The sequence below is a fragment of the Micromonospora sp. NPDC049004 genome (assembly GCF_040649315.1).
GTDB lineage: Bacteria > Actinomycetota > Actinomycetes > Mycobacteriales > Micromonosporaceae > Micromonospora.
The window spans coordinates 70579-92786 of record NZ_JBEZFG010000004.1; the positions used below are offsets into that span (position 1 = coordinate 70579).

At 72.1% G+C, this 22208-nt stretch carries 19 protein-coding genes; 8 read left to right on the forward strand and 11 right to left on the reverse strand.

All coding sequences use genetic code 11. The annotated features are described in order from the left end of the window. Nucleotides 1-101 precede the first annotated feature (101 nt). Both AB0B97_RS13665 and AB0B97_RS13670 read right to left on the reverse strand, forming a co-directional pair. Entirely contained in the window at nucleotides 102-1775 is a 1674-nt protein-coding gene (locus tag AB0B97_RS13665; RefSeq protein WP_357493560.1) for a phospho-sugar mutase, read from the reverse strand. 47 nt (nucleotides 1776-1822) lie between these two features. After that, nucleotides 1823-3889, reverse strand: coding sequence for a serine/threonine-protein kinase (locus AB0B97_RS13670; protein ID WP_357493562.1), 2067 nt, complete (start codon nucleotides 3887-3889; stop codon nucleotides 1823-1825). A 206-nt stretch (nucleotides 3890-4095) separates the two neighbouring features. On the opposite strand from AB0B97_RS13670, the gene AB0B97_RS13675 reads away from it, so the two are divergent. Both AB0B97_RS13675 and AB0B97_RS13680 read left to right on the forward strand, forming a co-directional pair. Next, nucleotides 4096-5679 (forward strand): methylmalonyl-CoA mutase family protein, encoded by a 1584-nt coding sequence (locus AB0B97_RS13675; RefSeq protein ID WP_234587342.1) that lies wholly within the window; start codon nucleotides 4096-4098, stop codon nucleotides 5677-5679. Nucleotides 5680-6125: 446 nt separating this feature from the next. Next, nucleotides 6126-7385: an amidohydrolase gene (locus AB0B97_RS13680; RefSeq protein ID WP_357493564.1), complete on the forward strand. Its 1260-nt coding sequence runs from the start codon at nucleotides 6126-6128 to the stop codon at nucleotides 7383-7385. Here the strand turns inward: AB0B97_RS13680 and AB0B97_RS13685 are convergent. After that, entirely contained in the window at nucleotides 7342-8304 is a 963-nt protein-coding gene (locus AB0B97_RS13685; protein WP_357494259.1) for a DUF4349 domain-containing protein, read from the reverse strand. The two genes, AB0B97_RS13680 and AB0B97_RS13685, sit on opposite strands and share 44 nt — an antisense overlap. A 92-nt stretch (nucleotides 8305-8396) precedes the next feature. On the opposite strand from AB0B97_RS13685, the gene AB0B97_RS13690 reads away from it, so the two are divergent. From AB0B97_RS13690 to AB0B97_RS13705, 4 genes are all read left to right on the forward strand, one after another. Next, a complete protein-coding gene (locus AB0B97_RS13690) occupies nucleotides 8397-9029 on the forward strand; it encodes an MBL fold metallo-hydrolase (RefSeq protein WP_357493566.1) in 633 nt (210 codons plus the stop codon). A gap of 4 nt (nucleotides 9030-9033) precedes the next feature. Beyond that, nucleotides 9034-10014, forward strand: coding sequence for a hypothetical protein (locus AB0B97_RS13695; RefSeq protein ID WP_357493568.1), 981 nt, complete (start codon nucleotides 9034-9036; stop codon nucleotides 10012-10014). A 98-nt stretch (nucleotides 10015-10112) separates the two neighbouring features. Then, the gene (locus AB0B97_RS13700; RefSeq protein WP_357493570.1) at nucleotides 10113-10850 is read left to right on the forward strand and encodes a hypothetical protein; all 738 of its coding nucleotides are present in this window, start codon (nucleotides 10113-10115) and stop codon (nucleotides 10848-10850) included. 57 nt (nucleotides 10851-10907) lie between these two features. Continuing rightward, nucleotides 10908-11867: a GNAT family N-acetyltransferase gene (locus AB0B97_RS13705; protein WP_357493572.1), complete on the forward strand. Its 960-nt coding sequence runs from the start codon at nucleotides 10908-10910 to the stop codon at nucleotides 11865-11867. 72 nt (nucleotides 11868-11939) lie between these two features. Here AB0B97_RS13705 and AB0B97_RS13710 read toward each other — a convergent pair whose 3' ends face one another. Next, nucleotides 11940-12395, reverse strand: a complete 456-nt coding sequence (locus tag AB0B97_RS13710) for a gamma-glutamylcyclotransferase (RefSeq protein ID WP_234587356.1) — start codon at nucleotides 12393-12395, stop codon at nucleotides 11940-11942. A gap of 165 nt (nucleotides 12396-12560) precedes the next feature. Here AB0B97_RS13710 and AB0B97_RS13715 point away from each other — a divergent pair, with 165 nt between their 5' ends. Next, a complete protein-coding gene (locus AB0B97_RS13715; RefSeq protein WP_234587359.1) occupies nucleotides 12561-13964 on the forward strand; it encodes an NAD(P)H-quinone dehydrogenase in 1404 nt (467 codons plus the stop codon). Nucleotides 13965-14003: 39 nt separating this feature from the next. Here AB0B97_RS13715 and AB0B97_RS13720 read toward each other — a convergent pair whose 3' ends face one another. From AB0B97_RS13720 to AB0B97_RS13735, 4 genes are all read right to left on the reverse strand, one after another. Beyond that, on the reverse strand, nucleotides 14004-14642 hold the full coding sequence (locus tag AB0B97_RS13720) for a DUF998 domain-containing protein (protein WP_357493575.1): 639 nt from the start codon (nucleotides 14640-14642) through the stop codon (nucleotides 14004-14006). A gap of 116 nt (nucleotides 14643-14758) precedes the next feature. Beyond that, nucleotides 14759-15091, reverse strand: a complete 333-nt coding sequence (locus AB0B97_RS13725; protein WP_357493577.1) for a helix-turn-helix transcriptional regulator — start codon at nucleotides 15089-15091, stop codon at nucleotides 14759-14761. Beyond that, nucleotides 15088-15480, reverse strand: a complete 393-nt coding sequence (locus tag AB0B97_RS13730; protein ID WP_357494261.1) for a type II toxin-antitoxin system RelE/ParE family toxin — start codon at nucleotides 15478-15480, stop codon at nucleotides 15088-15090. The genes AB0B97_RS13725 and AB0B97_RS13730 overlap by 4 nt, the downstream gene beginning before the upstream one ends. 21 nt (nucleotides 15481-15501) lie before the next feature. After that, a complete protein-coding gene (locus AB0B97_RS13735) occupies nucleotides 15502-16122 on the reverse strand; it encodes a DedA family protein (protein ID WP_357493579.1) in 621 nt (206 codons plus the stop codon). A 517-nt stretch (nucleotides 16123-16639) separates the two neighbouring features. Between AB0B97_RS13735 and thrS the strand changes: the two genes are divergently transcribed. After that, nucleotides 16640-17857, forward strand: a complete 1218-nt coding sequence (gene thrS, locus AB0B97_RS13740; protein WP_357493581.1) for a threonine--tRNA ligase — start codon at nucleotides 16640-16642, stop codon at nucleotides 17855-17857. A 56-nt stretch (nucleotides 17858-17913) separates the two neighbouring features. Here thrS and AB0B97_RS13745 read toward each other — a convergent pair whose 3' ends face one another. The 3 genes from AB0B97_RS13745 to AB0B97_RS13755 all read right to left on the reverse strand — a co-directional run bounded on the left by AB0B97_RS13745 (nucleotide 17914) and on the right by AB0B97_RS13755 (nucleotide 22192). Beyond that, entirely contained in the window at nucleotides 17914-19839 is a 1926-nt protein-coding gene (locus AB0B97_RS13745; protein WP_357494263.1) for an ABC transporter ATP-binding protein, read from the reverse strand. 143 nt (nucleotides 19840-19982) lie between these two features. Further along, nucleotides 19983-21716, reverse strand: a complete 1734-nt coding sequence (locus AB0B97_RS13750; protein WP_357493583.1) for an ABC transporter ATP-binding protein — start codon at nucleotides 21714-21716, stop codon at nucleotides 19983-19985. Further along, nucleotides 21710-22192, reverse strand: coding sequence for a MarR family transcriptional regulator (locus AB0B97_RS13755; RefSeq protein WP_234587371.1), 483 nt, complete (start codon nucleotides 22190-22192; stop codon nucleotides 21710-21712). The genes AB0B97_RS13750 and AB0B97_RS13755 overlap by 7 nt, the downstream gene beginning before the upstream one ends. Between the last annotated feature and the right edge of the window lie 16 nt (nucleotides 22193-22208).

Below are 22208 nucleotides of genomic sequence, written 5' to 3' on the forward strand. Positions count from 1 at the left end.
CTTTGCTCTGCTTCAACCCAGGCAACACAAACGGCTGCCTGGTGTTGCCTCCGCTGAAGCAGAGCAAAGGGAACAGGACAGGGTGGTGGGGTCGGTCGCGGTCAGATGCCGAGGGCGGCGGCGATCTCGGCGCGCAACTGCGCGACCGCCGCGCCGGCCCGGGTCCGCGCGGCCGCGACGTCGCCATTTGGCACCGGCTCCACCACCTCGAGGTACGCCTTGAGCTTCGGCTCGGTGCCGGAGGGGCGGATCACCACCCGGGCCTTCGCGGTACGCAGGATCACCACGTCCGACTCGGGCAGCAGGTCCCGGACGCTGTCCACCGGCTGCCCCAGCAGGGTGGCCGGGGTGGCCGCCCGGATCCGGGTCATCGCGTCGGCGATGATCCGCAGGTCGTCCACCCGGGCGGAGAGCTGGTCGGTGTGGTGTACGCCGAACTCGGCGGCCAGCTCGTCCAGCCGGTCGGTCAACGTACGACCCTGCGCCTTGAGGCCGGCGGCCAGCTCGGCCACGGTCAGCGCGGCGGTGATGCCGTCCTTGTCCCGGACGTGCTCCGGGGCGACGCAGTAGCCGAGGGCCTCCTCGTAGCCGAAGACCAGCGGCGCGCTTCCGCCGCCGGCCCGGACGATCCACTTGAACCCGGTCAGCGTCTCGTCGTAGGGCAGGCCCCGCGCCGCGCACATCGCCCGCAGCAGGGACGACGAGACGATTGTGGTGGCGTAGAGCCCGGTCACCCGGCGCCGCATCAGGTGGTCGGCGAGCAGCACGCCCACCTCGTCGCCGCGCAGCATCCGCCAGCCCCGCCCGTCCTCGCCTTCCCGGACGACCACCGCGCAGCGGTCCGCGTCCGGGTCGTTGGCGATGGCGAGGTCCGCGCCGGTGGCGTCGGCCAGCGCGATCAGCCGGTCCACCGCACCCGGCTCCTCCGGGTTGGGGAACGACACGGTGGGAAACTCCGGGTCGGGTTCGGCCTGGTCGGGCACCACACCGGGGATCGGGAAACCGGCCCGGACGAACGCCGCCGTGAGCACCGCCGCACCCACCCCGTGCAGCGGGGTGTACGCCACCGACAGGTCCCGCGGCCCGTCCGGGTCGATCACGGCGGTGGCCCGCTCGACGTACGCGGCGACGAGGTCGTCGCCGAGCACCTCACCGGGCCGGCCCAGCGGCACCTGGGTCAGCGGGCCGACCGCCCGGATCGCGGCCTCGATGCCGGCGTCGGCCGGCGGCACGATCTGCGCCCCGGCGCCCAGCTCGCCGCCCAGCTCCGCGCCGAGGTAGACCTTGTAGCCGTTGTCCTGTGGCGGGTTGTGGCTGGCCGTGACCATGACACCGGCCACCGCGCCGAGCTGACGCACCGCGTACGCCAGCACCGGGGTGGGCAGCGGACGGGGCAGCAGCAGCGCCGGCCGGCCGGCGCCGGTGGCCACCTGGGCGGTGCGCTCGGCGAACTGGCGGGAGCCGTGCCGGGCGTCGTACCCGATCACCAGGGGGCCGGTGCCGCCCTGGGCGGCGAGCCAGCCGACGAGCCCGGCGGCGGCCTGGGTGACCACGGCGAGGTTCATGCCGTTCGGGCCGGCGCGCAGCGGGCCGCGCAGGCCGGCGGTGCCGAAGGTCAGGGGACCGGCGAACCGGTCGGCCAGCTCCGGCGCGCTCGCCGGCAGCCGGTCGAGCACCGCCGTCAGCTCGTCCCGGCTGGCGGGGTCTGGGTCGTCGGCAAGCCAACGTCGGGCTTGCTCGCGAATGTCGTCGATGTCAGTGGTGTCCGCCGCCATGCCCCTTGATAGCACGGCGGCGGATCACCGCTGTCGGTTCCCTCGGCTCAGCCGTCGCCGGTGAGCTGGAACGTGCGCACCATCTCGTCGAAGATCGGCTTGCTCTCGGCGAACTTGGCGTCGTTCGCGGTGAGGTAGAACGAGTACGCCTTGCCGTCCTGCGCCACGCCGCGCCAGATGCCGTGCCGCATGGTGTCGCCCGCGCCGCAGGTGTACTCGAATTCGGCGGCCGGCTTGTCGGCCAGCTTGGTCTCCGTCGAGGCGACCTGCGCGTACGGCTTCACACAGGAGGTGCTCCGGGTCTTGAGGCCGTTCTCGGCGGTCTCGGCCCACCGGGTGGAGCTGCTGGACCACTTCTCGGTGATGATGCGCACCTTGCGGCCGCTGTCGTCCGGGTCGATGTAGTCGGTGTACGAGCCGCCGGTGGCCTTCTTCCAGCCCTTGGGCACCATGACCTGGATGCCGCGGGCCGCGTGCTCCTGCATCTCGACGCCCGAGGAGGCGGGCGCGGACGCGGTGGGCTGCGCCTGCGGGGTGCTCGGGGCGGGATCGTCACCACTGGAGAGCGCCACGATGCTGATCAGCAGCACCACGGCCAGGCCGCCCGCCGCGGCGAGCTGCACCTTGCGCGGCCAACCCTTCACCGTGGTGACGATCTGGCCCCCGGTGGCGCGGACCTTGTCCAGGGCGCCGCCGCCCGAAGCGGTGGACGGTGTCGTCCAGGGCTGGCCGGTGCCCGGCACCGACCACTGGTTGCCGCCGCCGTAGGTGCTGCCGCCGATGCGCTGGGTGGCGTCGGGCGCACCGTAGCCGACCTGCTGCGTGGCGTCGGGCCGGCTGCCGTAGGTGACCCGCTGGGTGGCGTCGGGGTGCGCGCCAGCGTCCACCCGCTGGGTGGCGTCCGCGTTGCCGCCGTAGGTGCGCCCGGCGGCGGGACGGCCCGGGGTGGGCATCGCACCGGTCGGCGTGTGCAGCGGACCGGCGAGCGCGTCGGCGCTGGTCTCGTCCAGCGCAGCGGCAGCGGTGGCGGCCGCGCTGGCCGGCTGCGGGCGTTCGCCCCGGCGCAGCGCGGCCAGCCGGTCGGTGAGCGACTCGTCCGGGGCCAGCATGGCCCGGCCGCCGATCTGGTTGTCCGGCTTCGGCTCCGGCTGGGCCGGCTGGTGGACGGGCGCCGGGCGCTGCTGCACGGGCACCACGGCGTACGGGTCGGTGACCGAGTGCACTGCGGTGGCGGTGCTGCCCAGCGGGCCGGCGAGCAGCTCGCGCAGCATCCCCCGGGAGGTGTGCACGTCCAGTCGGCGGGCCGGGTCCTTCTCCAGCAGACCCATCAGCACCCGGGTCAGGGGGCCGCTGCGCTGCGGCGGGGCCGGCGGGTCCTCGACGACCGCGTGCATGGTCTCGATCGGGTCGCCCTTGTCGAACGGCGGACGCCCCTCGACGGCCGTGTAGAGGGTCACGCCCAGCGAGAAGAGGTCGCTCGGCGGACCGAACTCCTGGCCCATGGCCCGCTCGGGCGAGATGAAGTGCGGTGAGCCGAGCACCATGCCGGGGGTGGTGAGCTGCACGTCGGTGGGCATCCGGGCGACACCGAAGTCGGTGAGCACGCAGCGCCCGTCGGTGCAGATCAGCACGTTGGCCGGCTTGACGTCGCGGTGCAGCACGCCGATCGCGTGCGCGACCTCCAGCGCGCCGAGCAGCGCGATGCCGATCTTGGCGACCGCGCGGGGCGCGACCGGGCCGTCCTCGATGACCATGTCGGCGAGGCTGCGGGCGTCCAGCAGCTCCATCACGATCCACGGCCGACCGGCCTCGGTGACCACGTCGTACACCTGCACCACGGCGGGGTGCTGGATGGCCGCGGCGGCGCGGGCCTCGCGCAGCGTCCGCTCGTACATGGCGTCACGGTCGCTGGGCGCCAGGCCCGGGGGAAGGACGACCTCCTTCACCGCCACGTCGCGGCGGAGCAGGGTGTCTGTGGCACGCCACACCGTGCCCATACCGCCGTTGCCCACCGCGGACCGCAGCGAGTACCGGTCACCAATTGTGGTGCCGGGCGCTGCTCGTCCGCTGGCGGGACTTACCTGTCCGCCGCTCCACGTCGGGATCTGAGTCACAGAAAAGCCACCGGGGGAAATCGAGGGGGGCTGGGACACAACCCCCCTATCTTGCTGGTTCCGACGCCCGATGCGAAAGCCGACGCGGCGGACGTTTACCGAAGTCCACAGATCGTGCCCAACCGTTCACCTCCCGTCGAGGTGTCGGGACGCACTGTGCGGTATCCCTCACCCGACGATGAGCCGGCGCGTCCTACCATCCGGGGATGAGCGAACGGCGGTCAAGCGAGTCCGGTTTCCCGATCAAGGGCGTCTACACGGCGGCCGACCTTCCGGAGGACCTGGACTCCCGGCTGGGCGGCCCGGGCGAGTTCCCGTACACCCGGGGGGTGTACCCCACGATGTACACCTCCCGTCCGTGGACCATGCGCCAGTACGCCGGTTTCGGCACCGCCACCGAGTCCAACGCGCGTTACCACCAGTTGTTGCGGGCCGGCACCATGGGTCTCTCAGTCGCCTTCGACCTGCCGACCCAGATGGGGTACGACTCCGACGACCCGATCGCGCACGGCGAGGTCGGCAAGGTCGGCGTCGCGATCGACTCCATCGAGGACATGCGGCTGCTCTTCGCCGACATTCCACTGGACAAGGTGTCCACCTCGATGACGATCAACGCCCCCGGCTCGGTGCTGCTGCTGCTCTACCAACTCGTCGCCGAGGAGAACGGGGTGCCGGGCTCGGCGCTCAACGGCACCATCCAGAACGACATCCTCAAGGAGTACATCGCCCGCGGGACGTACATCTTCCCGCCGAAGCCGTCGCTGCGGCTGGTCGCTGACACCTTCGCGTACTGCCGCAAGGAGGTGCCGAAGTGGAACACGATCTCCATCTCCGGCTACCACATGGCCGAGGCCGGCGCGACGCCCGCGCAGGAGATCGCGTTCACCCTGGCCAACGGCGTCGAGTACGTCCGGGCCGCGCTGGCCGCCGGGCTCGCGGTGGACGACTTCGCGCCCCGGCTGTCGTTCTTCTTCGTGGCCCGTACGACGCTGCTGGAGGAGGTGGCGAAGTTCCGCGCCGCCCGTCGGATCTGGGCCCGGCTGATGCATGACGACTTCGGCGCCAAGGATCCGAAGTCGATGATGCTGCGCTTCCACACCCAGACCGCAGGTGTGCAGCTCACCGCCCAGCAGCCGGAGGTGAACCTGGTCCGCGTCGCGGTGCAGGGCCTGGCCGCGGTGCTCGGCGGCACCCAGTCGCTGCACACCAACAGCTTCGACGAGGCGATCGCGCTGCCCACCGAGAAGGCCGCCCGCCTCGCGCTGCGCACCCAGCAGGTGCTGGCGTACGAGACGGACCTGACCGCCACCGTCGACCCGTTCGCCGGCTCGTACGTGGTGGAGGCGATGACCGCCGAGATCGAGGCCGCCGCCGTGGAGTTGATGGAGCGGGTGGCCGACCACGGCTCGGCCGTCGACGCGATCGAGGCCGGGTTCCAGAAGCGGGAGATCGAACAGTCCGCGTACCGGATCGCCCAGGAGATCGACTCCAGCGAGCGGGTGGTGGTGGGGCTCAACCGGTTCACGATCGACGAGGAGGAGCCGTACGAGCCGCTGCGGGTCGACCCGGCGATCGAGGCCGCGCAGGCCGAGAAGCTGGCCCGGCTGCGCGCCGAGCGGGACGCCGACGCGGTGACGCGTGCCCTCGCCGAGCTGCGGGCCGCCGCCGAGGGCTCGGACAACGTGCTCTACCCGATGAAGGAGGCGCTGCGGGCCCGGGCCACGGTGGGCGAGGTCTGCGGGACGCTCCGCGAGGTATGGGGGCTGTACCGGCCCACCGACCGGTTCTGAGGGGAAACGCCCCGGGTGTGTCCGCCCGGGTTTGCGGGTACGCCGACGGGATGCGTGCCGTGTGACGCACACGGTGTGCGGTCGGGCTGGGCGGACCTATGTGAGCGTCCTTGTCCGGCCCGTTGCGGAGCGTGGTCGTCTTATTGTCGGAGTGTCAGTTCATCACCCCGACTAATGCGACAATTCGCGGAGTGGGCCCATGGGCCGCAATGCGATTCGTGGCCACCCGGTCTGGTTACGCGTTGTAGGAGGTGAAGGGGCAGATGACGGCGTTCGAACGCGATCTACCTGCGGTCCCGCACCTCGACGAGCGCCCTCAGCAGGGCATACGTGACGCTACGCGGTCCGATCATCACCGTAACGAGGTTGCGCAGCGTCACCGCCGGAGGTCTAGGCTGTCTGCTGTCCCCGATGATCCATCCATCTCTAGTGATCGAGAATTCGACGTGACGAGTGCGTTGACGCTGCCCACCGGTGGCCAGCTGGCGTCGTCCTGGCCGGAGACGCCACCCGGGTCCCAGCCCCTTCCTCGCGACCTGGACCACCTCCTCGCCCTCCGGGTACCGGGGCTCATCGCCACGCGCCGTCACCTCCACTCGCACCCCGAGTTGTCCGGTACGGAGTTCGAGACGGCGGCCCTGATCGCCCGGGAGCTCTCGCTGGCCGGGCTGCACCCTCGGCTGCTGCCCAAGGGCAACGGCGTGATCTGCGACATCGACGGCCGCCCCGACGGCCCGGTCGTCGCGCTGCGCGCCGACATCGACGCCCTGCCGCTGGACGACATCAAGGACGTGCCGTACCGCTCGACCGTGGAGGGCGTCTGCCACGCCTGCGGCCACGACGTGCACACAACGATCATGCTCGGCGTCGGCATGCTGCTGGCCCAGCTCGCCGACCTCGGCGAGCTGGACGGCCGGGTCCGGCTGATCTTCCAGCCGGCCGAGGAGATCCTGCCCTGCGGCTCGCTGGAGGTCATCGAGGCCGGCGGCCTGGACGACGTCGTGCAGATCTTCGCGCTGCACTGCGACCCGAACCTGCCCGTGGGTCAGGTCGGCCTGCGGGTCGGCCCGATCACGGCGGCCGCCGACAACGTCACAGTCCGGCTCTCCGGGCCGGGCGGGCACACCGCCCGCCCGCACCTGACAGTCGACCTGGTCGACGCCCTCGGCCGGCTGATCACCGAGGTGCCGGCCCTGGTCAGCCGCCGGGTGCCGGCCAACAGCGGGCTGCTGCTGGTGTTCGGCCACGCCTCGGCCGGCACCCGTTACAACGTGATCCCCTCCGAGGCGTCCGCCTCGGGCACGCTGCGCGTCATGGACCGCGACACCTGGGAGCAGGCTCCCAAGATCGTGGCTCAGGTCGTGCGGGACGTGATCGCCCCGACCGGCGCTACCGTCGACCTGGAGTACCTGCGCGGCCGGCCGCCGGTGAGCAACGACGCCCGGGCGATCCAGGTGCTGACCGCCGCCACCGGCGCCGCGCTCGGGCCGGAGGGGATCGCTGAGACACCCCAGAGCATGGGCGGCGAGGACTTCTCCTGGTATCTGGAGTACGTCCCCGGCGCACTCGCCCGCCTCGGCGTGGGCCGTTCCGGGCCCAACGTCGACCTGCACCGCGCGTCCTTCGACGTGGACGAGCGGGCCATCCCGGCCGGCGTACGCGTCATGGTGCAGACCGCGCTGCGGGCACTGGCGGCTGCGCGCTGACCGGAGCGACCAGGGCCGGCGTCTTCCGGCGCCGGCCCAGCACCACCAGCAGGATCGCCAGCGGTACGCCGAACGCCACCAGCCACGGCAGCAGCGCGCCCAGGACGGTGAGCAGGATCGTCATCGAGGTGACGAACGCCTTCCAGCCGCCCTTGAGCCCGACCAGGAAGCCGGTCTCGGCCTTCTCCTCGCTGGTCTTCGCCGCCGGTCCGGCCAGCGACACCGTGATCGTGGACAACGCGGTCAGGTCTGCCAGCCGACGCTTCTTGGCCTCCAGCGAGGCCAGGTCCGCCTCCCGGCGACCCAACTCGTTCTCCAACGACACCAGGTCGGTGATCGAGTTGGCACGGGCGAGCAGCCGTCGTGCGCTGTCCACGCGCGCCCGCTGACTGATGATCCGGGCCTCCAGGTCGACGGTCTCCTCGGTGACGTCCTGGGTGTTGATCTCCCGGCTCTCCTGCCGGCCGAGCTTCGCGACCTCCTCCACGACCCCGGAGAACTTCGCCGCCGGCACTCGCAGCTGCAACTCCGCCACGGCGTCGGCGTCGGCGCTGCGCCGCTGGTCGCCGCCGATGAAACCACCGGCGCGGGTGACCACGGCGCTCACCTCACTAGCGGCGGCGTCCACATTGGCAACCTGCACCCGCATCGATCCGGTGTAGATGATCGCCCGCTGGTCGACCCGCAGGTCCGGAGCGCCGGCCCCGGCCGCCCCCGCCGCGTCCGTGCCGCTGCCCCGGTCGGCCGCCCCGCCCGCCTCGGCCGGCGCCTTGGCCGCCGGAGCTGCCGAGTCCGCCGATCCGCTGTCGTCGGCACCGCACCCCGCCAGGGCCAGCGCCGCCGCAAGTGTGCCCGCCGCCAGTAGTGCGCCACGGCGTCGTCCTGTTCGTCCGTCCATCCCCGCTCCCATCGTCGTCAGCTTCGGTGCGATAGCTCGGACGCGACGCGCCCGCCGACTGGTTCCGGCAGACTGCGCTCAGGACATCACGATTCGATAGTGGAGGAGTCACGATGCGGCTCACCAAGTACGCCCACTCCTGCCTCCGGGTGGAACACGACGGGGGAGTGCTCGTCGTCGACCCCGGGATGTTCAGCGACCCCGCGACGGCGTTGGACGGTGCGGACGCGGTGCTGATCACCCACCAACACCCCGACCACCTCGACCTCGCCGCGGTACGCCTGCAACTGGACCGGCAGCCGTTTCCGATCCACGGGCCCGCCTCGCTCGCCGAGGCCCTGGGGGATGCGGCCGAGGCGTTGCGTCCGGTCAGCCCCGGTGAGTCGTTCACCGCCGCCGGGGTCGCCATCCGCGCGTACGGCGGGCAGCACGCCGTGATCCACCCCGACCTCCCGGTGATCGACAACCTCGGCTACCTGATCAACGACGTGGTCTACCACCCCGGCGACTCCCTCGTCGTACCGGACGAGACACCCGTCGACACGCTGTTCGCGCCGATCCACGCCCCCTGGTCGAAGTTCTCCGAGGTGCTCGACTTCATCCGGGCGGTCGCCCCGCGCCGCGCGTACGCCCTGCACGACGCCCTGCTCAACGACAACGGGCTGGGCGTGCTGAACCGCCAGTACGCGGCGATGTCCGGCACCGAGTACCAGCGCCTGGAGCCCGGTAGCCGGGTGGACGTCTGACGCGATGCCGGGCCCCTCCGCGGAGCTGGTGCAGCAGCTCTACCGCACTCCACCGGACCGTTTCGTGGCCGCCCGGGACGCCGCGGTGGCCGAGGCCCGCCGAGCCGGCGACCCGGCCACCGCCCGGGAGCTGGCCCGGCTGCGTCGTCCCACCGTCGCCGCCTGGCTGGTGAACCTGCTCGCCATCCGACGTCCCGAGCTGGTCGCCGACCTGGTCCAGCTCGCCGATGCCCTGCGGGCCGCCCAGCGGGAGCTGCGCGGGCCCCGACTGCGGGAGCTGTCCGCCCAACGCCGGGCGGTGGTCGGCGCCCTGGTCGCCGAGGTCCGCAAGCTCGCCGCCGCCGAGCCGGAGGCGCCGCCGGCCGGCCGACTGCCACTGGCCGAGGTGGAGGCGACCCTGAACGCGGCGCTCTCCGACGCCGAGGTCGCCGAGCAGGTCCGGAGCGGGCGCCTGCTCCGCTCGGCCACCTACGCCGGCTTCGGTGAGGTGCCCCGACCGCAGCTGCGGCTGGTCACCGGCGACGAGGAACAGGAGCCGGAGGCCAGGCGCCCGGTCCGCCGGCCGGGCGTTCAGCGCGAGGGCCGCGACGCCGCCCCCGACCGGGCCGGGGAGCGGGCCGCGCAGGCCGAGCGCGCGGCCCAGCGGGCGGCTCGGGCCGAGCGGGCCCGACGCCGCCGGGCACTGGACCGCGAGCTGGACCGCGCCCGGGCCGACCAGCAGCGGGCCGAGGACGAGTTGACCGAGGCGACCGGGCAGGAACGCGACGGCGTCGCCGTACTCGACGGGATCGAGACCGAGCTGGCCGAGCTGGAGCGACGGCGGGCGGTCGCCGAGCAGGACCTCAGCCGCGCCAAGCTGGCCCGGCGGGCGGCCGAGCGGGCGCTGACGGTGGCCCGGCGGCGCTCGGGCGAGGTCGAGGCCGCCGTCGAGGCACTGGCGGCCGAAGAGGGGGATGCGGACGCGGGCGGTGGCGCGGCAGACTGACCATCGATGGACGACGACGAGCGGGTGGGCCGTCCGGGGCCAGCCGTCCCCGACCGGAGCGCCGTCGCCGTGCCGCGACCCCTACGGGCGGCGCCTCGATGACGCCGGAGCAGATCGCCGCCGCCAGCAAACCCGTCATCCTCGACCTCGGCGACGGGTTCAGCAGGTGCCCGAGCACGCTGCGCCGGGCCCGGCAGCTCGGCATCTCCGGCTGGGCCTTCTACATCTCCGGCCGGGCCGGCGCACTCGGTGACGTACGGGCGGAGACGGCCGCGGCGGCGATCGGCTTCGTCGCACCCGACGCGGTCGCCGACGGCTGGGACGCCGCCGCCCGGGTCCTGCGGCCGGCCGCGGTGGCCGCCGCGAGCCTCGTCGAGTGCTGCCGATGGGGGACGCAGCAGCTGGCGGTGCAGCCGGGGGCCGAGCGCCTGGCCGGCCTCGTCGAGCGGGCGGTGGCCGCCGCGGACGCCAGCGGCATGCCGCTCTTCGCCGCATGGCGGGCCATGCCGCTGCCGGATCTCTCCCCGGGCGCCCGGAGCGCCGCCGGGCTGCGACTGCTGCGGGAACACTTCACCGGCGCCTATCTGCTGGCGGTGCGCGCGGCCGGGATGACCCCGCTGGAGGCGGTGCTGGCCGGGCCGGAGGGTGAGGCCGGCGCCGTGGCGTGCGGTTGGCCGCCTCCGTACCCGCCGGTGGGGCCCTTGGTGCGTCGGCGGCTCTGGGCGGAGGCGGTGACCAACCGGCTGGCCGCGCCAGCGTTCGCGGCGCTCGGCCCCGCCGACGGCGCCGAGCTGGTGGAGCTGCTGCACCGCACCCGCGCCGGCCTCGCCGGCTGAGCGGCCGCGGCGAAAATAGGCGGCGTCGTCGGCCAGCTGCTGCCAGGATCTTCTGCCGTGACCCTTCCCGCTGGCTGGACCACACGCCGCCCCACCCTCGACGACGTGCCGGCGATCCTCGCGGTGGTGCACGCGGCCGACACCTTCGCCATCGGCCATCCCGACTTCGACGCCGAGGACGTCGAGCAGTCGCTGACGGCCCCCTACTTCGACCCGGCCCGGGACTCCTGGCTGGCGCTCGACCCGGACGGCGCCGTGGTCGCCTGGGCGACGGTGGACAACCCGACCGGGGTCGGACGGGAGTTCGTGGAGATCTACGTCGATCCGGAGCGGGCCGCCACCCTCCGCGCGCCACTGCTGGCCCGGCAGCTCGACCGGGTCGCCGAACGGGCCGCCGAGCGGCGACTGCCGGCGCTCACCGTCCGGTGCGCGGTGTTCGCCCCGGAACGCGACTGGGCCCGGGACCTGCGCGCCGCCGGGTTCACCGTGGCCAAGCGGTACGTCCGGATGCGCCGCCCGTTGGCCGACCTGCCGACCGAGCCGTCACCGCCGCCCGGGGTCACGGTGCGGCCGGTCCGCCCCGACGACGAGGCCGAGCTGCGGGAGTTCCACCGGATCCACGACGTCGCGTTCGGCGACACCCCGGATCACGAGCCGCTGTCGTACGAGCGGTGGCGGGCCCGGATCGGTGACGTGACCGCCTGGGACGAGTGGTTCGTCGCCGAGGTCGACGGGGTGCTCGCCGGTGCCCTGCAGTCCTCCGACCAGGCGCTCGACCAGCAGCAGGGCTGGGTGAAGGGTCTGTCGGTGCTGCCCGCGTACCGCCGGCGGGGTGTCGGTGCGGCGCTGCTTCGCCGCGCGTTCGCCAGCTACGCGGCGAAGGGGCGGGAGTCGGCGGGTCTGGGCGTGGACCTCACCAACCCGACCACCCCGCTGTCGCTGTACGAGTCGGTGGGCCTGCGGGAGACCCTGTGGACCGACATGTACGAGCGGGTCGTCCCCGCCGCCGGTGTGTGATTGACGACCCCGGCCGGGGCCGGCGGGCAGTCGGGTCGGCGGCGGTTGCAGACTGGGGGCGTGGGATACGCGCTACGGGGACGCGGTGCCGGTGGGACGGGACCGCAGCTCGGTGACGTAGTCGTCCGGCGCACCCGCCTTCTCGGCGGCGTTCGCGATCTCGGACAGGTACCAGGAGGTCGGCAGGCCACCCTCGTACCCGTCGAACACGTAGATCCACGCGGTCACGTCGCCGTCGAGGGTCGAGACCCGGACGGTCAGCCGCCGGTACGTGCCGGCGGTCACGCCCTCGATCTCGTCGAGCTGGGCTGCGTCGTACGGGTGGATGTCGTAGATCGCCACGAACACCCGGTCGCCGGGGGACTCGACGACGGTGCTCACCGCGCCCTCCCAGCCGATGACGTCCTCCCCGGCGAAGGTCAGCCGCCACCCCTCCAGCCAGCCGGTGCCCACCATGGGCGAGTGCGGGCAGTAGGCCCGCATCCGGGCCGGGTCGAGGTTTGAGCCGTAGGCGGCGTGATGACGCACGGCGATGACGATAGCCCGGCGGGCCGGTGGGGGAGAATACGACTGTGCGTGTCGGACGCGTTCGGGAGAAGAAAGTCACTGTGAGCATCAACGAAGGGCGAACGTGGTGAGCGCGAGGAGTGCAGCGCAGCGGAGCCCCGCAGTCGCGAGCGAAAGGATGGCGCTGTGAGCCGGATCGTGATCATCGGCGGTGGGCCGGCCGGGTACGAGGCGGCGCTGGTCGCCGCCCAACTGGACGCCGATGTCACCGTGGTCGAGGCCGACGGCGCGGGCGGGGCCTGCGTGCTCTCCGACTGCGTACCGTCGAAGACGTTCATCGCCAGTTCCCAGGTGGTCACCGGTTACCGGGACACCGAGGAGTTCGGGGTGCACTCGGACGGCCTCGAGGCGGTCACCGTCGACGCGCAGGCCGTCCACGAGCGGGTCAAGCGCCTGGCGCTGGCGCAGTCGTCCGACATCCACGCCAAACTGCTCAAGGCCGGGGTCACCTTCGTGGCCGGCACCGCCCGACTGGGCGAGGACGCCCTCGGGCACACCCACCGGGTCATCGTCACCCCCGCCGACGGCGGCGAGGAGTACTCGATCGCCGCGTCCACCGTGCTGGTGGCCACCGGCTCGACACCCCGCCAGTTGCCCACCGCCGTGCCGGACGGCGAGCGCATCCTGACCTGGCGCCAGGTGTACGACCTGCCGGAGCTGCCCGAGCACCTGATCGTGGTCGGCTCCGGCGTGACCGGCGCCGAGTTCGCCAGCGCGTACCTGGCGATGGGGGTCGAGGTCACCCTGGTCTCCAGCCGGGACCGGGTGATGCCGCACGAGGACGCCGACGCGGCGTCGGCGATCGAGCGGGTGTTCCGCAACCGCGGCATGAACATCCTCAACAACTCCCGCGCCGACGCGGTCCGGCGTACCGCCGACGGGGTCGAGGTGGAGCTGTCCGACGGCCGCAAGGTCGCCGGCTCGCACGCGCTGATCGCTGTCGGCTCGATCCCCAACACCGCGGACCTGGGCCTGGCCGAGTACGGCGTGGAGCTGGGCCGGGGCGGCTACGTCACTGTCGACCGGGTCTCCCGGACGAACGTGCCGGGCATCTACGCCGCCGGCGACTGCACTGGTGTGCTGCTGCTGGCGAGCGTGGCCGCCATGCAGGGCCGGATCGCGATGTGGCACGCCCTCGGCGAGGCCGTCCGACCGCTGCGGTTGCGGACCGTCGCGGCGAACGTCTTCACCGACCCGGAGCTGGCCACCGTGGGCGTCTCGCAGGACGAGGTGGACGCGGGCAAGGTGCCGGCCCGGCAGGTGATGCTGCCGCTGTCCGGCAACGCCCGGGCCAAGATGGACGACCTGTCGGACGGCTTCGTGAAACTGTTCTGTCGGCCGGCGAGCGGCCAGGTGGTGGGCGGCGTGGTGGTCGCCCCGAAGGCCAGCGAGCTGATCCTGCCGATCACCATGGCCGTGGAGAACAACCTGACGGTCAACGAGCTGGCGCAGACGATCACCATCTACCCGAGCCTGTCCGGCTCGATCACCGAGGCGGCCCGCCAGCTCATGCTCCACGAGCTGGAGTGATCGCCCCTCCTCGTCGATCATGAAGTTGTGGTGCGCGGTTTACACCACGATGCCCCTTTGGTGAGGCACCACAACTCCATGATGGACGGTCGCGCGGGTCTGGGTCAGCGCGACGATTGCCAGCACTGCCACCTCGCTGAGGATGAGCAGGCGTTCGGCCAGGCCGATCAGCACGCGGTCACCGGGGTAGGCGGACCAGATCATCGCCGCCGCCAGGGCCAGGCTCAGCAGGACGAGGGTGTGTAGCGCCCGGGCGGCCGACGCCAGCTCGGGCCGACGGGCGAGCAGCCAACCGGCCGTGGGCAATGCCAGAAAGGCGACCACCGACGCGTACCGGTGCACGTAGGCCGCGGTGGTCATGGCGGTGCCCGGCTCGTTCGTCGGCACCACGGCGGCCAGCAGCAGCCCGGCCACCCACGCCCCGAGCAGCACCTCCGCCGCTCGGCCGGGCGGCGGGCCGGTGCGGCGCAGCCCGTACATCACCGCCACTGTGGCGAGCGCCAACACCACCATTGCCACGTCGATGACGCCGCCCCGGTCGGAGACGGCGAAGTCGCTGATGGTCAGCGCCCACGGGTTGAGGTCGTCGTTGACTTCCAGGTGGCCGATCACGGTGAGCAGCGCCGCCACGGCGATCCCGCCGAGGGCGACCACACCGGTGTTCCGGGTTCCAGGCATGCCTCAGCCTGTCGCCGCGACCACCCCAGCCGGATCCGGGACGGTCACTGACCTCGCCCCCAAACTGCACCCCTAGAGGCTCTCCGCATCTCGCGCTGCCACTGGCGGGATCGCACCTAGGCGACGTTCAGTTGGATGTTCCCGATCCGGGCGACGACGTCGAGGTGGCCGCCCAGGCCAGTGACGTAGGCACGAAGGGTGTCCAGGCTGGTGTGCTCGCCATTCTCGATCTGGCTGATCCTGGCCTGGGTCAACCCTGCGGCCTCGGCCAGTTGAGCCTGGGTCATCCCCAGGTGCTTGCGGATCTCCGCCAGTTGCGCGCCGCTCACCAAGGCCAACATATGTTCACGCTGCTGAGCCCGGCGGGCGACCCGGTCCGGATGTTCCCAGGACGGATCACGTTCTCGAGCCCTGGCCCGCACGTCCCGCCAGTCCACTCCGTCGGTCATCTCTGTGTGTCCTTCAGCCTCGAGAGGTGCTCCTGGAATCGGTCGTCCGCCAATGGGACCGCCGCCTTGTACCAACTCTGCCACTGGCCTGACTTGTCGCCAGCGACCAGGAAGACTGCTTCTCGAATCGGATCAAAAGCGAAGATCATGCGGATCTCGGTGGAACCGGCCGAGCCTGGCCTCAACTCCTTCATGTGGTGGAAGATGCTGCCTTTGAGGCGGTCGACCACGGGACGCCCAAGAGCCGGGCCGTGTTCGGCGAGGAGATCGATGGCCTCGCTGACGAGGTCGGCGCTGGCAGGTTCCGTCTCGCAGAGGTGGAGAAACCACTTCTCGACCTCGGGATGAAGTTTGACCTCCCACAGCGCGTCAATATAAGCCCAGCTTATACTCGGCCGGTCTCGCGACGCTCAGTCGATCGGGACTTCGGCGGCGGCGGCGGTGCGGGCGTGGCGGGCGCTGACCACTGTCATCGCCCATCCGGCCGCGGCGAAGCCGGCCGCCGCGGCGGTGGCGATGATGGCCAGCCGCCAGGCCGACTCGGTCAGCGCGGTGCCGCCCAGGTGCCCGACCAGCGCCCCGTAGGTGGCCCAGCCCAGCGCGGCGATCGTCTCGTAGAGCGCGAACAGCCGGTACGGATATCGGCTGCGGCCGGCCGAGAAGCAGGCCGCCATGCGCCCGCCGGGCACGAACCGGCAGAGCAGGATGACAAGTGGGCCGGGTTGGCGTAATCCCTGCGTGACCCGGCTCGCCATCCGGCGGGCGCGGCTGGGTTCGGCGTGCCGGGGCGCCCGCCGGTCCGGTGCGCCACGGCCGAGCAGGTAGCAGGCGAGGTCGCCGGCGAACACGCCGAGCGCGCCGACGGCGATGGTGACCGGCAGGCTGAGGCCGCCGTACACGGTCAGCGCGCCACTGGTGATCATGACGATCTGGGTGGGGATCACCGGTACGAAGGCGTCCGCGATCAGCAGGCCGAGCAGCACCAGGTACGCCCACGTCGGCGACGCGACGTCAGTCAGTAGTTCGGGCACGCCTGCCACCTCGCCGGATGCGGCCGATTGAGTGTCTTGAGCCTGACGACGTGTCCGGCGTCACCGTGGACAGCCCCGGCCCGTCGTGACCGTCGACACCACAGGGCCACCCCGTTCCAACGAGGCGAACCACCCTCGGGTGACGGCTCGGCGGCCGTCCCACAGCGGCCCGAGGCGGTCGGCGGATCGGCGTCCCTCGGCGTACCGTGGGCGGCGCGGCCCAGCACGTCGGGTCCCCCGTTCCTGACGATTCGGGTCGCCCAGGGCCGCCGGCGGGTCCCGCGCCGGCGGCCCGCCTCCTCTCCCGCCGTCGCAAATAAGGGTGCGTCCCCGACCGCCCGAGGGATACCGTCGCCGCATGCGCAGCGCGGTAGTGATGACGACGACGCCGGGTGTTCCCGGCGTGCCGCTCTGACGTAACCACGTCGACCAGGCCCCGGGGCGATCCGCCCCCGAGGGCCGCGCGGCGTTCGGTGTCCAGGTCGCCTCCGGGTCGTCCCCGATCCAGGAGCCCGACATGATCGACCACCGCAAGCTCGGCCGTGAGCTGGAGCTGTTCGTCTCCGATCCGCTGGCCGGCGCCGGCCTGCCCATCTGGCTGCCGGCCGGCGCCGCCGCCCGGCACGCCGTCGAGGAGTACGTCCGGGACCTGGAGCGCCGCTCCGGCCACCAGCACGTCTACTCGCCGCCGCTGGGCAAGCGCGAACTCTTCGAACTCTCCGGCCATCTCGGCTACTTCGCCGACGACATGTTCCCGCCGATGCGGCTCAGCGCCGACGACGAGTTCGTGCTCCGCCCGGCGCTCTGCCCGCACCACGCGCTGGTGTTCCGCGCCCGGGGCCGCTCCTACCGGGAGCTGCCGCTGCGGATCGCGGAGCTGGGCGGGATGTACCGCTCGGAGCGCTCCGGCGTGCTCGGCGGGCTGTCCCGGGTCCGTGCCATCTCGCTCAACGACGCGCACACCTTCTGCGCCCCGGACCAGGTCGGCGCGGAGGTCGCCGAGATCCTCCGGCTGATGCGCGCCGCGCACGGCGCGCTCGGCGTCCGTCCGGCGGGGTTCCGGCTGTCGCTGCGCGGGCCCGGCGGGAAGTACGTCGGCGACGACGCCCAGTGGGCCCGCGCCGAGGACCTGCTCCGCGGCGCGCTGGCCGGGGTGGAGTACGTCGAGGCCCCCGGGGAGGCCGCCTTCTACGGCCCGAAGATCGACGTTCAGATCGTCGACGCGGCAGGCCGCGAGTCGACCATCTCCACCATCCAGGTGGACTTCGACAAACCCGAGAAGTTCGATCTGTCGTACACCGGTTCCGACGGCAGTCGGCGGCGGCCGGTCATGCTGCACCGCAGCCTGGTCGGCAGCATGGAGCGGCTGTTCGCGTACCTCATCGAGGTGCACGAGGGCGCGTTCCCGGCCTGGTACGCGCCCGTCCAGTTGGTGTTGCTGCCGGTGGACGAGGGGCAGGCCGACGCGGCTGCGGAACTGGCCCGGGCGGCAGTCGACGGCGGCCTGCGGGTCGAGGTCGACACCGCCGGCTCGCTGGGCGCCCGGGTCCGGGACGCGGCCCGCCGCCGCGTCCCGTACCTCGGGGTGCTGGGCGCCCGGGAGGCGGCCGACGGCGCACTCGCCCTGCGTTTGCGCGACGGCCGCGCCCTGGCCCCGATGCCCGCCGCCGCCGCGCTCGCCCTGATCGGCCGGCAGGTCGCCGCGCGCGCCGCCGACCTGCTCCCGGCGGACTGATCCGCCCACCGGGCTGAGGTGGACCGTCGATCGTGTGGCGCGCACGGCGGTCCGCCTCAGACCGACGCCGGCTGGGCCCCGGCGGGCGCGGCTGGTTCCTCGTCGACCACGGCCCCGGTGAACTGCGAGCGGTAGAGCCGGTGGTACGCGCCGTGGGCGGCGAGCAACTGCTCGTGGGTGCCCTGCTCGACGATCCGGCCGTTCTCCATCATCAGGATCAGGTCGGCGTCGCGGATGGTGGAGAGCCGGTGCGCGATGACGAAGCTGGTCCGGTCCGAACGCAGCGCCGCCATCGCCCGTTGGAGCAGCACCTCGGTACGGGTGTCCACCGAGCTGGTCGCCTCGTCCAGGATCAGCAGGGACGGTTCGGCGAGGAACGCCCGGGCGATGGTGATGAGCTGCTTCTCGCCGGCGCTGACGTTGCTGCCCTCCTCGTCGATGACCGTGTCGTAGCCGTCCGGGAGGCTGCGCACGAACCGGTCCACGAAGGTGGCGCGGGCTGCGGCGACGATCTCCTCCTCGGTCGCGTCCGGCCGGCCGTACGCGATGTTGTCGCGGATGGTGCCGCCGAAGAGCCAGGTGTCCTGGAGCACCATGCCGATCCGTCCGCGCAGGTCGTCGCGGCGCATCGTGGTGATGTCCACCCCGTCGAGGGTGATCCGGCCGGCGTCCAGCTCGTAGAACCGCATCACCAGGTTGACCAGGGTGGTCTTGCCGGCACCTGTCGGGCCGACGATGGCCACTGTGTGCCCGGGCTCGGCGACCAGCGACAGGTCGTCGATCAGTGGCTTGTCCGGTTCGTAGCGGAACGAGACGTGCTCGAACTCGACCCGACCGTGCGGGTCGGTGACCCGGGCCGGCGCGACCGGGTCGGGGGTCTGCTCGTCGGCGTCGAGCACCGCGAAGACCCGCTCGGCCGACGCCACCCCGGACTGGAGCAGGTTCGCCATCGAGGCGAGCTGGGTCAGCGGTTGGGTGAACTGGCGGGAGTACTGGATGAACGCCTGCACGTCGCCGAGGCTCATCGTCCCCGAGGCCACCCGCAGTCCGCCGACCACGGCGATGGCCACGTAGCTCAGGTTCCCGATGAACATCATCGACGGCATGATGATCCCGGAGATGAACTGGGCGCCGAAGCTGGCCCGGAACAGCTCCTCGTTCTTCGCGTGGAACTCGGCCTCCACCTCACGCTGCCGGCCGAAGACCTTCACCAGCTCGTGACCGGTGTACGCCTCTTCGATCTGGCCGTTCAGCTCGCCGGTGTGCTTCCACTGGGCGATGAACTGCTGCTGCGAGCGCTTGGCGATGCGCTGGGTGACCAGTACCGACAGCGGGACGGCCACCAGAGCCACCAGGGCCAGCAGCGGGGAGATCCAGAACATCACGGCCAGCACGCCGATGACGGTCAGCAGCGAGGTGAGCAGCTGGCTCAAGGTCTGCTGGAGGCTCGTCGAGATGTTGTCGATGTCGTTGGTCACCCGGCTGAGCAGCTCACCACGAGGCTGGCGGTCGAAGTAGGGCAGCGGCAGCCGGTTGAGCTTCTCCTCCACCTCGGCGCGCAGCCGCAGGACGGTGCGCTGGACCACCCCGTTGAGCAGCCAGCCCTGCCACCACGACAGCACGCTCGCCGCCAGGTAGAGGCCGAGCACCAGCAGCAGCACCCGGCCCAGGGCGTCGAAGTCGATGCCCACCCCGGGCACCACGTCCATCCGGGCCAGCATGTCGGCGAAGCTGTCGTTACCGCTGGCCCGCGCCGCCGCGACGGCCTGTTCGGTGGTCGTGCCCGACTCCAGCCGCCGACCGATCACCCCACTGAAGATCAGGTCGGTGGCGTGGCCGAGGATCTTCGGCCCGGCCACGCTGAACCCGACGCTCACCACGGCGAGGGTGATGATCGCGGTCAGGTGCAGCCGGTGCGGGCGCAGCCGACCGAGCAGCCGTCGGGCCGACGGCCCGAAGTTCATCGACTTCTCGGCGGGCATCCCCGCGCTCATCCAGGGCGGCCCGCCGCCCGGCCGTCCGGCCGGCAGCCGCTTCGGCGTCGCCGCGCCGCCGCCGGGTTGCTGCGTGTCACCGCCCGGCTTCTGACTGGGTACGGTCGCGGTCCGCGACTCGTCGGCCTCGCTCATGCCGCCACCTCCGCCGTCTGCTGGGAAGCCACGATCTCGGCGTACGTCGGGCAGGTCTCCAACAACTCCGCGTGTCGTCCCACTCCGACGACCCCTCCGTTCTCGAGCACGATGATCTGGTCGGCGTCGACGATCGTGGACACCCGCTGGGCCACGATCACCACCGCCGACTGTGCGGTGACCGGGCGCAGTGCCGCCCGCAGCCGCGCGTCGGTGCCGAGGTCGAGCGCCGAGAACGAGTCGTCGAAGAGGTAGATCTCCGGCTGCCGGACCAGGGCACGGGCGATGGCGAGGCGTTGCCGCTGCCCACCCGAGACGGTGCTGCCGCCCTGGGCGATCGGCGCGTCCAGGCCGCCCGGCATCTGGGCCACGAAGTCGCGGGCCTGCGCGATCTCCAGCGCCGCCCACAGTTCCTCGTCGGTGGCGTCCGGGTTGCCGTAGCGCAGGTTGCTGGCGACCGTGCCGGTGAACAGGTACGGCCGCTGCGGCACCAGGCCGATGCGTCGCCACAGCTCGTCCGGTTCCAGCTCGCGGACGTCCACCCCGTCGACAAGTACCGCGCCGCCGGTGACGTCGACCAGGCGGGGTACGAGCGACAGCAGTGTCGTCTTGCCCGCGCCGGTGCTGCCGATGATCGCGGTGGTGGTGCCCGCGGTGGCCTTGAAGGAGATGTCGCGCAGCACCGGCTCGACCGCGCCCGGGTACTGGAAGCGCACCCCGCGCAGCTCCAGCTCGGCCCGGCTGGGCAGCTCGGTGACCGGCTCGGCGGCGGGGACCACCGAGGAGTCGGTGTCCAGCACCTCGACGATCCGCTCGGCGCAGACCGCGGCCCGGGGCACCATCATCAGCATGAAGGTGGCCATCATCACGGCCATCAGGATCTGCATCAGGTACTGCAGGAACGCGGTGAGCGCGCCGATCTCGATCGCGCCCGAGTCGACCCGCTGCGCGCCGAACCAGAGCACCGCCACGCTGGACACGTTCAGCACCAGCATGACCACCGGGAAGATCAACGCCAACAGCCGTCCGGTACGCAGGGCGGTGGCGGTCAGGTCGGCGTTGGCGACACCGAAGCGGTCCGTCTCGTACGGCTCGCGGACGAAGGCGCGGACCACCCGGATGCCGGTGATCTGCTCGCGCAGCACCCGGTTGACCGTGTCGATCCGGGTCTGCATGAGCCGGAAGCCCGGCACCATCCGCCGGATGATGGCACTCAGCGCGACGGCCAGCACCGGCACGCTGACCAGCATCAGCCAGGAGAGCCCGATGTCCTCGCGCAGCGCCATGAAGACGCCGCCGACGCTCATGATCGGCGCGGCGACCAGCATGGTGCAGCTCATCAGCACGAGCATCTGCACCTGTTGCACGTCGTTGGTGTTGCGGGTGATCAGCGACGGTGCGCCGAACCGGGCCACCTCACGGGCGGAGAAGAGGTTGACGTGCGCGAACAGCCGGGCGCGGACGTCCCGCCCGAAGCCCATCGCGGTCCGGGCGCCGAGGTAGACGGCGGCGATCGAGCAGACGATCTGGACCAGGCTGACCAGCAGCATCCAGCCGCCGGTGTGCACGATGTAGTCGGTGTCGCCCCGGGCCACGCCCTTGTCGATGATGTCGGCGTTGAGGCTGGGCAGGTAGAGCGAGGCCATGGTGCCCACGAACTGGAGCAGCACCACCGCCAGCAGCGGTCTGGAGTACGAGCGCAGTTGACCGCGCAGCAGTCTGATCAGCACGACGGTTCCTTCGCGTCGGTGGGTCGTCCGGTCATCCGCGGGTCGTCCCCGCTGCCGATGACCTCGAGCAGGAACTCCCTGATCACCTGGGCTTTCGCCGGGTCGGCGTCGACCGAGGTGAGCGGGCTTCCGGAGTGCATGAGGGCGCCGAGCGCGGCCACCCGCTCCCGCCCGGCGGGGGTGATGGCGAGTCGGATGCTGCGCCGGTCGCTGTCGTCGCGCTGCCGCTCGACCAGACCGTCGCGTTCGAGTGTGTCGACGATGCCGGTCAGGGTCGCCGGGCGGACGAATCCCTTCTCGGCGACCTGGCGGTGGGGCAGCTCGCCGTGTCGGGCGAGCGTCATCAGGGTGATCATGCCGGCCTGGGTGAGGCCGTGCTCCTCGGCGAGATAGCGGTTCCACCGTTGCCCGACGAGGTGCCCGGCCACCACCAGCAGCCGCCCGAGCGGCACATCCTGGAGGGTGACGAGTTCCACGGGGGTACATTAGCTC

Bases quoted from the DNA above. Each gene is read 5' to 3' on its own strand.
- AB0B97_RS13745 (WP_357494263.1), bottom strand. From the start codon at position 19,839: ATGCCCGCCGAGAAGTCGATGAACTTCGGGCCGTCGGCCCGACGGCTG.
- AB0B97_RS13695 (WP_357493568.1), top strand. From the start codon at position 9,034: ATGCCGGGCCCCTCCGCGGAGCTGGTGCAGCAGCTCTACCGCACTCCA.
- thrS (WP_357493581.1), top strand. From the start codon at position 16,640: ATGATCGACCACCGCAAGCTCGGCCGTGAGCTGGAGCTGTTCGTCTCC.
- AB0B97_RS13675 (WP_234587342.1), top strand. From the start codon at position 4,096: ATGAGCGAACGGCGGTCAAGCGAGTCCGGTTTCCCGATCAAGGGCGTC.
- AB0B97_RS13725 (WP_357493577.1), bottom strand. From the start codon at position 15,091: ATGACCGACGGAGTGGACTGGCGGGACGTGCGGGCCAGGGCTCGAGAA.
- AB0B97_RS13690 (WP_357493566.1), top strand. From the start codon at position 8,397: ATGCGGCTCACCAAGTACGCCCACTCCTGCCTCCGGGTGGAACACGAC.
- AB0B97_RS13665 (WP_357493560.1), bottom strand. From the start codon at position 1,775: ATGGCGGCGGACACCACTGACATCGACGACATTCGCGAGCAAGCCCGA.
- AB0B97_RS13700 (WP_357493570.1), top strand. From the start codon at position 10,113: ATGACGCCGGAGCAGATCGCCGCCGCCAGCAAACCCGTCATCCTCGAC.
- AB0B97_RS13720 (WP_357493575.1), bottom strand. From the start codon at position 14,642: ATGCCTGGAACCCGGAACACCGGTGTGGTCGCCCTCGGCGGGATCGCC.